Below are 10,550 nucleotides of genomic sequence, written 5' to 3' on the forward strand. Positions count from 1 at the left end.
TGCAGGGTGCTTCAGCATTGATTTTAGAGTTCACAACGCTTTAATCTTAGGCCAACTACGCCCAACTCGTGCTTCCCAACTCCGGTGGAATATCTTGCCAGCGCCCTTGACCAACGGCGCGAACGGCTTCCCGCAAATCCACTGCCTTCGTATAAAGTGCCTTGCCGACGATCGCCCCTGATAAACCAGAGGGGCTTAGGGCAAAGAGACTGAGAAGATCCGTGAGGGAACTCACGCCCCCCGATGCAATGACCGGGCGATCAGTTGCCGCCAATAACTGCCGCAGTGCGGGAATATTCGGTCCTTGAAGGGTGCCATCCCGCTGAATATCGGTATAGACAAACCCCGCCACCCCCATTGCTGCCATTTTTTGGGCAAGATCTGTTGCCAGAACTGTTGAGGTTTCTAGCCAACCTCGGGTTGCCACATAGCCATTGCGGGCATCCAACCCAATCCAAATGCGTCCAGGGTATTCTGCAGCCAAATTGGCCACCAGCCGGGGATTCTCAAGCGCCACCGTGCCCAAAATGGCCCGATTGACACCCTGAAGAAAGAGATCGGCAACTGCCTGGCGCGATCGCAAGCCACCGCCTACCTGCACAGGAATTTCAAGGGAAGCAACAATTTTGGCAATGAGGTCATAGTTTCGCGGCTCTCCTGTTTTAGCAGCATCCAAGTCAACGACATGTAAGCGGGGAGCACCCAACCGTTGCCAGTAAAGGGCAACTTTTAGAGGATCATCATGAAAAACATTGACCTTGCCATAGTCCCCTTGCACTAGGCGCACACATTTGCCGTCAAGTAAATCAATGGCGGGGATAACATCCATTGGCGTTAGAAATCCTTATTGAACTGATTGAAAAATTGAAAATTTGAGCATAACTTTCAGCCTAGCACTCACAAGGGGTGAAGTGCATGGGACGATTAATATAGGGACGAGTGAACCGGTAACCCGTTCTAGGTTGAGCCAAGTGTGGGATACCTTCCAAGGGATGCAGGCCAGCCTTCAGACCCTGGAGAAAAAGCTGGATATTCACATTGCCACCGCAATGCTTTTTAGAGAGCGGACGATGGGATTCGAACCCACGGCGTTCAGCTTGGGAAGCTGACATTCTACCACTGAATTACGTCCGCACTCCTGCAATCTATTATCTTAGCACGAACTGTTGCTCTGGCGATGGTGCTCGACTGTAATGACTGTATGCACGTTGCCGCGGGGAGCGAAATCCCCCTTGATTTTCATATAGAGGGGGTCGCAAGCGGCCACAAGATCATCAAGGACTTGATTGACAGCTTCTTCATGGGAAATGTAGCGATCGCGATAACTATTGATGTAAAGCTTGATGGCTTTGAGTTCCACCACCTTCTCATGGGGAATATAACTGACATAAAGGGTGGCAAAGTCAGGATAGCCAGAAAATGGGCACTTACAGGTAAACTCCGGAAGTGTGATGTCAATGGTGTATTGCCGTCCAGGACGCGGATTGGGAAAGGTAATCAGTTGACCTTCCTGAATGGCGCGTTCACCGTACTTCATTTCTGAGGTTTGCATTGCTTTCATTCCAACAGGTTGGGAGTGACATTCTTCCTAAACTTTATCAAGATTTAAGTTCCTCGGCTCCTGACACCAACGTTCTCGGGAGAGAATAGGGGAAAGAGGTTACTGAGATGAGATTGCTATGGAACGCTATCAGCCAAATGGAACCCCTCTCTCAGAGGCCGATAAAGCAGAACTGGCCCAACTAAAGCAACTTCTAGAGCGGGCGATCGCCGATGGGGTATTGACTGCCGATGAAATGGCACAGATCAAGCACCAAATGAGTGCTGATGGCAAAGTCACCTATGAAGAGCTAGAGCTTTACCGGCACTTTGTTGAGGAGAGAATCCATAAGGGAGTTTTGGTGCGGGAAATCCGCTAGCACCCTAAACTTTATAGGGAATGTTGGTGTCCTGAAAGGAGTGGGCTGGATTGAGTCCCATCAGGATGACAGTGTCAATGACGTGGATGATACCGTTTTCCGCTTCAATATCAGGGGCAAGAACAGTGGCATTTTTCACTTCTAAAGGATTGTCGCCATGAATAGGTATGGTGGAACCTTCAAGGGAAGTCACAATCCCCATCTTTTTGAGATCGGCGGCCTTGTAGGCGCCAGCAAGCACGTGGTACTTGAGAATCCGCGCTAATTGAGGAGGGTTTTGCACAAGGGAGGTAATGGTGCCATCGGGCAGCTTGGCAAAAGCGTCATCATTGGGGGCAAAGACAGTAAAAGGCCCCGGCGATTGCAGGGCTTCCACCAGATTGGCCACTTTCACAGCAGTCACGAGTGTGGAAAAGCCGGGAGTATTCACTGCAATATCAACAATGGTTGCCATAGGAGCCTACCCGAAAATGCGATGAGAATGCACAACAAGAGTTTGCGATCGCCCCATTATCAAAGCAATCGAGATGATAACAAACGCTAGGATTAGCATACTGAACCCGTGTCCTAGTTGCCAGTGATCGCTGGTGTCGGCCCGATAGGGAGATTTAATTATGACAATCGCGTCTGCTAATCCCACAACCGCTGACTATCAAAACGGGGGGTCATTATAGCAATCCCTAACTAGCGGCATAAAATTTCCATTCGCGATCGCCCTTGAGTTCTAAAACGTATTTGTGGTACTGCCGCAGGCTCTCACGGTGACCTACACTGATGTAGTTGCGAGCTATACGCTGGATATGCTCGTAAACCTTTTTCTCATTGGCTAAATCTAGGGCACTGGTGGCTTCATCCAAAATAGCGTAGGGACGGTGATTCAGCAGGAGACGGGCGATCGCCAGTCGTTGCTGCTCCCCAAGGGAGAGTACATCATCCCACGCCAATTCCACATCGAGGCCACCCACCCGATCCGGCAAATGGGCCAAGTTGACCTCGTCAAGAGCGCGCAAAAGGATGTCATCCGGTGTCTGGCGATCGCCCCCAGGATAGAGCAGTTGCGTACGCAGCGTCCCCAGCACCATGTAAGGGCGTTGGGGCAAAAAGAGCACTTCCTCTACGGGTGGGCGAATAATCCGACCGCTGCCCGTTTGCCAGAGTCCGGCGATCGCCCGCAATAGCGAACTTTTCCCGACCCCACTCGGCCCCATGATCACCACACTTTCGCCCGCCTCAAGGGCAAACGTAACATCCTCCACCAGCCGCCGTGCCAAATTTGGCGTATCCACAGTCACATGTTCTAGGGCAATGTAAGGCTTCTCCACCAGCTCAATTTGGGACTGGGGTGGCAGGGGTGGGGTGGTCAGTACCTCATCAAACTCCGCCAAACGCTCAATCCCCGCAATAAAGCCCGTGAGGTTCGTAAACTGGTTCACAATAATCGAGAGCGCCCCCAGCACCTGAGAGAAGGCAAAACTGGCTTGACTAATCGCACCAAAGTCAATCTCACCGGCAAAGTAACGGGGAGCAACCACAGCCGCCGGCACAATGACCACAAAGTAGTTGTAGGCTGTAGTGAAGAACTCAAGATTTCGCTGCCAGCCAATCAAAAGGTTAAAGTTGCGCAGTACCTCTAGAAAACGCTGCCGCACCTGCACCGCCTCTTGGCCCTCACCGCGATAAAAGGCAATGGACTCCGCGTTATCGCGCACATGGACAAGGCCATAACGAAAATCCGCTTCCCGTCGCAGTTGGTTAAAATTCAGCCAAATTAAGCGCTGACCAATCAGGACGGTGAGGATTGTGCCAATAACGGCATAGCCGACGAGGGTCAAAGTTAGAGTTCGGGAAATACTCCAGAGAATGCCACTAAAGGCAATGAGGTCAATAATTTCCCCGAGAATGATCAGCAAAAACTGGAGCGAGGTTTGGGTAAATGAGCGCACATCCTCACTAATCCGTTGGTCGGGATTATCAATCTCCCCTTGGTTCTCAATCGCGTAGTAGGCGCGGTTTTGAAAATAGCGATCTAAAAAGTGACGGGTGAGCCAATCCCGCCAGCGTAGCCCTAGATATTCGCGTACATAGCGATAAATGACAACAATAGGCGTCCCCACCACAAACACACCAGCATAGACCCAGAGAAACCGCCAGTAGGTCTCGGCATTTTTCTCCGCCAGTGCCGTTTGGAAGAAACGCCCCACAAAGCTAATAATCACGTTGAGGCCACTCACAGACAGAGAGAGCATCAAGAGTAATCCCAACAGTGCCCACGCCTGCCAACGGGGGAGCAGGGCTTGTCGCAGCAGCACAAAGACTCCTAGAGGGACGATTACGGTGCTAAGGAGGAGATTGCGACTAAGGGGGTGTGCCCACAGGGATTGGATCATCTCCATGAGACCGCCGGCAATTTGACCCATCAGTTCGGGGGCAAGGGCATTGAGGCCAAAGGTGACTGCTGCCGTCAGGCCAAAGAGGAAACCAAACATGAGGGCAATCACTAGAAAAAGCAGCAGAATAAAGATCACACTGCTGCCGCGGCGATCGCGAGGGAAGAAATAGGGTTGGGCAATCCGCAGAAACTGCTCCCAAACAAGAAGATTAAAGCGATGGGTCGGCTGTGACATTGGCTGGTTCCCTAAAGGTGGCAAGGGGCTACAGGCCTACTATTGTAGTGGCGACAACTGCGGAGAAAAACGGATGGCCAACAAAAAGAGACCACCGACCATCTCACGGGTTTCTCCCTGGCTTTATTGGGGACTGTGGCCAATTTACCATCTGTTTTTGCCCCTCTACTTTTCGCAAATCAGGGTTATTGGGCGAGAGCAGTTACCGAAAGAGGGAGGATTTGTCCTTGCGCCTAAACACTACAGCCGTTGGGATCCGGTACTATTGCCCTCTTTGGGACCTTATCAACTGCGCTTTATGACTAATGCTCTTGAGTTTAGAGGGATTCAAGGTTGGTTTATTCGGCACCTAGGGGCCTTTGCGGTGAATCTCAACCATCCCCAACCCAGCAGTTTGCGCCATGTGCTGGAGATTCTCAACGCCGGCCAGCCCTTGGTGATTTTTCCCGAAGGGGGAATTGTCCGCGACCAAGTGGTGCGTCCCCTAAAACCCGGCCTTGCTCGCCTTGTCCTACAGGTGGATCGCCCCCTACCGATTTTTCCCGTTGGCATTGCCTACAATCCGCAGCCACAGTTTCGTGCCCGTGTGGCTCTCTGGATTGGATCGCCTCTCTGGACGCCCGCTGAACGCAAGGGTAACCTCAAACAACAGGCACAGGAATTAACTCAGCAGCTTGAAGCAGCCCTGCATGCAGCCGTGCTTGAGGCTCACAAATGTGCGCGATTATAGGGCTAACAGAACCGGTTTGTAACTAATCATACAATTGGCCTGGGCGAAGAGAATTTTGTAGAATAAAGGTAAGATTGAATCCCTCCTCAAGAGTCTCAATCGTGATATTTTCCAACCTTCGAGCGAGCGATCGCCCCCCATATTGGCATACTTAAAAACTTTTCATTAAGTTAGGCAAAGTTAGGCAACTACCGCCAATCCTAAAAGTTAATTAAGACAGCGTGCAAATCGGTCTTCTGCTTTTATGCTGAAATTAAAGTTTTGCAAGGGACGGCACGATAGAGCCTTTTCCACAAGGATAGAAAAAGCTCAATTAGAAAAAGGCCGTAGGCAAGACGGCAGGAGTAATTGAAAAATGAGTTTTGGCAAAGGGAGATTCTTTCTTAAGAGCGATTAAATTCTTAGGCAGATTCCCGTCAACCCCATAAAAGTTATTCCAAGCGCTCTGTTGTCACCGAGGTTCCAATGATGGTTTCCACACTCCCTGAAAAACAAGCCGAAAGCCAAAAGGTGACAGGTTACATTCACTCCGTTGAAACCTGTGGCACAGTGGATGGCCCCGGCCTTCGCTATGTGATTTTTACCCAAGGGTGTCCGCTGCGCTGTCTATACTGTCACAATCCCGACTGCCGTGAACCCTATCAAGGCAAGCGGGTAACTGTGGATGAACTGATTGCCGATATTCAGCACTATCAATCCTACCTGCGCCATGGGGGGGTAACGGTCAGTGGCGGCGAACCCCTAATGCAGCCGGAGTTTGTCCGTGAAATTTTTGAGCGCTGCCATGAATTGGGATTGCACACTGCCCTGGATACGTCGGGCTATGTGATCTTGGAGGTGGCCAAACCGGTTGTGGCGGCAACGGATCTGGTTCTACTGGACATTAAATCCTTTCTGCCAGACCTCTATCGGCGGGTGACGGGTGTCGCGATTACCCCCACCTTGGAGTTGGCCAAGTACCTGGATGAGATCCATAAACCCACGTGGATCCGCTTTGTTTTGGTGCCGGGGCTGACGGATGATCCCGAAAATATCCGCGGATTGGCGCAATTTGTGGCGGGTCTGCATAACGTGGAGAAAGTGGAGGTGTTGCCCTTTCACAAAATGGGGGAATACAAGTGGCGGCAATTAGGCTTGCCCTATGAACTCTTTGATACACCGGCGGCGAGTCCCGCAGATGTCCGGCGGGCGATCGCCCTCTTCCGTGAATATGATCTCAACGTTCAATAACTTGCCCATTTAAGAAATTTCTTTCCTTAAGGAGTCGCCCATGACTGCCCAAACTTTAACCGATTCTCAACCCGTTCAAACCACTGTTGATCTGGAAGCACTCATTGAGCGCGTCCAAAGGGCACAAACCCAGTATGCCCAGTTTACCCAAGAGCAAGTGGATCACATTTTCCACCAAGCGGCCATGGCGGCCAACCAGGCGCGAATTCCCTTGGCCAAACAGGCTGTGGCGGAAACGGGAATGGGAGTTATCGAAGATAAAGTCATTAAAAATCACTTTGCCTCGGAATACATCTACAACAAGTACAAACATGAGAAAACTTGCGGTGTCATTGAGGATGATCCCATTTTTGGCATCCAAAAAATTGCTGAACCTGTGGGAGTGATTGCCGGTGTGGTGCCGGTTACAAATCCAACCTCGACGACCCTCTTTAAGGCATTGATTGCCCTAAAGACCCGCAATGGCATTATCTTCTCGCCCCACCCCCGAGCAAAGGTCTGCACAGTTGCAGCGGCCAAAGTGGTGTTGGATGCAGCGGTAGCCGCCGGCGCACCCCCCGATATTATTGGCTGGATTGATGAGCCGACCATTGAACTCTCCCAAGCGCTGATGCAGCACCCAAAGATCAAGCTGATTCTGGCCACGGGCGGGCCGGGGATGGTGAAGGCGGCCTATTCCTCTGGCCATCCGGCGATCGGGGTGGGGGCAGGGAATACCCCTGTGCTGATTGATGCTACCGCCGACATTCCAACGGCAGTGAGTTCGATTCTCCTCAGTAAGGCCTTTGACAATGGCATGATCTGTGCCTCGGAGCAGGCGGTGATTGTTGTGGAGGAGATCTATGACGCCGTCAAAGCCGAGTTTCAGCGGCGGGGGGGTTACATTCTCTCCCCTGAAGAACGGCAGCGGGTGGCTCAACTCCTGCTCAAGGAGGGGCGTCTTAATCCCGACATTGTGGGTCAATCGGCAGCCACGATTGCTGAAATGGCCAATATCCAAGTGCCCCCAGAAACGCGGGTCCTGATTGGCGAAGTGAGTGAAGTCGGGCCGCAGGAGCCATTTTCCTATGAAAAACTCTGTCCTGTGTTGGCCTTGTACCGCGCACCCCAGTTCCATAAAGGGGTAGAAATTGCGGCGCAGTTGGTAAATTTTGGCGGCATGGGGCATACCTCGGTGCTCTACACCGATCCCCGCAATCAAGATGATATTGCCTATTTTAAGTACCGCATGCAAACGGCGCGAGTACTGATTAATACGCCTTCCTCCCAAGGGGCGATTGGGGATCTGTACAACTTCAAGTTGGATCCATCGCTGACGTTGGGTTGTGGTACATGGGGCGGTAATGTCACGTCGGACAATGTTGGCCCCCGTCACTTGTTGAATATCAAAACCGTGAGCGATCGCCGGGAAAATATGCTCTGGTTCCGTGTGCCGCCGAAAATTTACTTCAAACGCGGCTGCCTCCCCATTGCCCTGCGGGAGCTGGAGGGCAAAAAACGCGCCTTCCTCGTCACCGATAAGCCCCTCTTTGACCTAGGCGTCACTGAGCCGATTGTGCACACCCTCGAAGAGCTGGGGATCAAACACGATATTTTCCACGAAGTGGAACCAGACCCCACCCTCAGTACGGTCAACCGAGGTCTAGAGCTGCTGCGGCAGTATCAGCCCGATGTCATTATTGCCGTGGGCGGTGGCTCACCCATGGATGCGGCCAAGGTGATGTGGCTGTTGTACGAGCATCCAGAGGTGGAGTTTGACGGCTTGGCCATGCGCTTTATGGATATTCGCAAGCGGGTGTATCAACTGCCCCCCCTAGGTCAAAAAGCAATTATGGTGGCGATTCCCACCACTTCAGGAACAGGTTCAGAGGTGACGCCCTTTGCGGTGGTTACCGACGATCGCGTCGGGATTAAATATCCCCTGGCGGACTATGCCCTCACCCCCACGATGGCGATTGTGGATCCCGACTTGGTGCTGCACATGCCCAAGAAACTCACAGCCTATGGCGGCATTGATGCGTTGACCCATGCTTTGGAGTCCTATGTGTCGGTGCTCTCGACGGAGTTTACTGAGGGTTTGGCACTAGAGGCAATCAAGCTGCTCTTTACCTATCTACCCCGTGCCTATCGTTTGGGGGCCGCCGATCCAGAGGCTCGCGAAAAAGTTCACTATGCAGCAACGATCGCCGGCATGGCCTTTGCCAATGCTTTCTTGGGGGTTTGCCACTCGATGGCCCACAAACTGGGTTCCACTTTCCATTTGCCCCACGGTCTGGCCAATGCCCTGATGATTTGCCATGTCATCCGCTATAACGCCACGGATGCGCCCCTGAAACAGGCAATCTTCCCGCAGTACAAATATCCTCAGGCCAAGGAACGCTATGCCCAAATTGCGGACTTTCTCCAACTGGGCGGCACCACCACCGAGGAAAAAGTGGAACGGCTGATTGCCGCTATTGAAGACCTGAAGGCGCAGTTAGACATTCCGGCCACCATTAAGGAAGCGCTCAACAGTGAGGATCAGGCCTTCTATGAACAGGTGCAGAGCATGGCGGAACTGGCCTTTGACGATCAGTGCACGGGGGCAAATCCTCGCTATCCGCTGATTGAAGACCTCAAGGAGTTGTATATCCTTGCCTATATGGGGTGTCGGCGAGAGGCAGCAGCCTACCATGCGGCGGAAGAAAGGTCTAGTCAAGGCGCGAGTTAATGTGGCGTTATCTTCCCCCCTTAGCGGCGGCAGGGAGCGTGCAAATGGCAGTGGATCGGTGGCTGTGGCAGACCAGCGATCGCCCCTGTCTGCGATTTTACACTTGGTCACCGCCGGCTATTTCCCTGGGCTACAGCCAACGGCAAATTCCTGAGCACTGGCAACACCTCCAGTGGCAGGGAAAACCCGTAGAACTGGTGCGACGACCCACCGGGGGGCGAGCGGTGTTGCACCAAGGGGATCTCACCTACAGTCTAGTGGTGTGGGGATTGGGGCAACGGCGGCGGCAGGTCTATGAACACCTGTGTCAATTCCTAAGGGGGGGGTTTGAGCGCCTAGGGTGGCCACTTCGGTTGGGACAGGAACCTTATCCTTCCCACGCTCCCCTCAATTGCTTTGCACGGGCAACAGTGGCCGACTTGGTTTTACCGAGCGGCGAGAAGGTGATTGGCAGTGCCCAAGCGTGGCGGGGCGATCGCGTCCTTCAGCAGGGTTCAATTGTCCTTACTCCTGACCCCGATCTCTGGCAGCAGGTCTTTGGCAGTGTTCCCCATCGGCAGCCCCTTCCCCCTTTGGAGAGAGTGCAAGCGGCTCTCCTAGAGGCCTTTGAGGCGCAGTGGCAAGTGAGGCTAACCCCAGAACCCTTGAGCGATCGCGAGTGGCAAGAAATTAATAGAATGTCAAACTTAGCCTGTGGTTTGCCCGTCTAGGCTATGATTGGCTTGTTGTCTTGGGTATCCACATGGCACGCTGGCTGACTGCACTTGTCTTAGCCCTGACGCTTCTCATTACCGCTTGCGCCCCCACCCCGCCCTCCCCCTATGAACAGGTGCAACAGGAAAGCACCCAGCGCAATGCGCCAGCGGCAGTGAGTCGGGAGGCCACCCAAGGCAGTGAATTTAATCGCTTCTTTCCACCAGAGGGCAATGGCTTTGAGCGCATCTATGTCCAAGAGAAAAAGGGGTTTGCCGAGGCCAAGCTGAAAAAAGATGGTAAAGAATTGGCGATGCTGGCCATTTCCGATACAATTAGCACCCCTGAGGCCGCCGCCAAGTTTCAAAACAGCACGCTGCAGATTGCCGGCTATCCAGCAGTGGAGGTGGGGACGACGCAAACGGCAATTCTGGTGGCCAATCGCTATCAAGTGAAAGTTCTCTCCCGCGATCCGAGTTTTACCGCCCGCGATCGCAGGGAATGGATTGAAAAATTTGATCTTGCTGGTTTAGCCCAACTTGCCCCCTAAGGAGACCACCGTGAGCGAACCTATCTACAAAATTGTCGATCAACTGCCCAGCGGGGGCATCACCGTCATGGCGCTCAAGTCTTTGGACTTTATC

Annotated in this window: 10 protein-coding genes and 1 tRNA gene; 6 read left to right on the forward strand and 5 right to left on the reverse strand. The window is 52.7% G+C overall.

Annotated features, from left to right (window positions below):
• Window positions 1–55: 55 nt before the first annotated feature.
• From hisA to queF, 3 genes are all read right to left on the reverse strand, one after another.
• Window positions 56–829, reverse strand: coding sequence for a 1-(5-phosphoribosyl)-5-[(5-phosphoribosylamino)methylideneamino]imidazole-4-carboxamide isomerase (gene hisA / locus Q0683_RS00685; RefSeq protein WP_298614874.1), 774 nt, complete (start codon window positions 827–829; stop codon window positions 56–58).
• Window positions 830–1,062: 233 nt separating this feature from the next.
• Window positions 1,063–1,134 (reverse strand) — tRNA-Gly (locus Q0683_RS00690).
• 19 nt (window positions 1,135–1,153) lie between these two features.
• Window positions 1,154–1,552: a preQ(1) synthase gene (gene queF / locus Q0683_RS00695; RefSeq protein ID WP_298614919.1), complete on the reverse strand. Its 399-nt coding sequence runs from the start codon at window positions 1,550–1,552 to the stop codon at window positions 1,154–1,156.
• Between the two features lie 127 nt (window positions 1,553–1,679).
• On the opposite strand from queF, the gene Q0683_RS00700 reads away from it, so the two are divergent.
• Complete coding sequence (locus Q0683_RS00700; RefSeq protein WP_298616956.1) at window positions 1,680–1,919, forward strand: hypothetical protein; 240 nt, start codon at window positions 1,680–1,682, stop codon at window positions 1,917–1,919.
• Window positions 1,920–1,923: 4 nt separating this feature from the next.
• Here the strand turns inward: Q0683_RS00700 and Q0683_RS00705 are convergent, their stop codons facing one another.
• Together Q0683_RS00705 and Q0683_RS00710 are read right to left on the reverse strand one after the other, a co-directional pair.
• Window positions 1,924–2,373 carry a fasciclin domain-containing protein gene (locus Q0683_RS00705; RefSeq protein WP_298614879.1) on the reverse strand — a complete coding sequence of 150 codons (450 nt, stop codon included), beginning with the start codon at window positions 2,371–2,373 and terminating at the stop codon, window positions 1,924–1,926.
• A gap of 226 nt (window positions 2,374–2,599) precedes the next feature.
• Entirely contained in the window at window positions 2,600–4,543 is a 1,944-nt protein-coding gene (locus tag Q0683_RS00710) for an ABC transporter ATP-binding protein/permease (RefSeq protein WP_298614881.1), read from the reverse strand.
• A 73-nt stretch (window positions 4,544–4,616) separates the two neighbouring features.
• Here Q0683_RS00710 and Q0683_RS00715 point away from each other — a divergent pair, with 73 nt between their 5' ends.
• The 5 genes from Q0683_RS00715 (at window position 4,617) to Q0683_RS00735 (ending at window position 10,456) form a co-directional block, all read left to right on the forward strand.
• On the forward strand, window positions 4,617–5,273 hold the full coding sequence (locus tag Q0683_RS00715) for a 1-acyl-sn-glycerol-3-phosphate acyltransferase (RefSeq protein WP_298975730.1): 657 nt from the start codon (window positions 4,617–4,619) through the stop codon (window positions 5,271–5,273).
• Between the two features lie 465 nt (window positions 5,274–5,738).
• Complete coding sequence (gene pflA / locus Q0683_RS00720) at window positions 5,739–6,503, forward strand: pyruvate formate-lyase-activating protein (RefSeq protein ID WP_298614886.1); 765 nt, start codon at window positions 5,739–5,741, stop codon at window positions 6,501–6,503.
• Between the two features lie 40 nt (window positions 6,504–6,543).
• Window positions 6,544–9,213 (forward strand): bifunctional acetaldehyde-CoA/alcohol dehydrogenase, encoded by a 2,670-nt coding sequence (adhE, locus tag Q0683_RS00725; protein WP_298614888.1) that lies wholly within the window; start codon window positions 6,544–6,546, stop codon window positions 9,211–9,213.
• Window positions 9,213–9,923: a lipoate--protein ligase family protein gene (locus Q0683_RS00730; protein ID WP_298614890.1), complete on the forward strand. Its 711-nt coding sequence runs from the start codon at window positions 9,213–9,215 to the stop codon at window positions 9,921–9,923. The genes adhE and Q0683_RS00730 overlap by 1 nt, the downstream gene beginning before the upstream one ends.
• 32 nt (window positions 9,924–9,955) lie before the next feature.
• Window positions 9,956–10,456, forward strand: coding sequence for a hypothetical protein (locus tag Q0683_RS00735; protein WP_298614893.1), 501 nt, complete (start codon window positions 9,956–9,958; stop codon window positions 10,454–10,456).
• Window positions 10,457–10,550: the final 94 nt, after the last annotated feature.

Source organism: uncultured Thermosynechococcus sp., assembly GCF_938074695.1.
Classification (GTDB): Bacteria; Cyanobacteriota; Cyanobacteriia; order Thermosynechococcales; family Thermosynechococcaceae; genus Thermosynechococcus.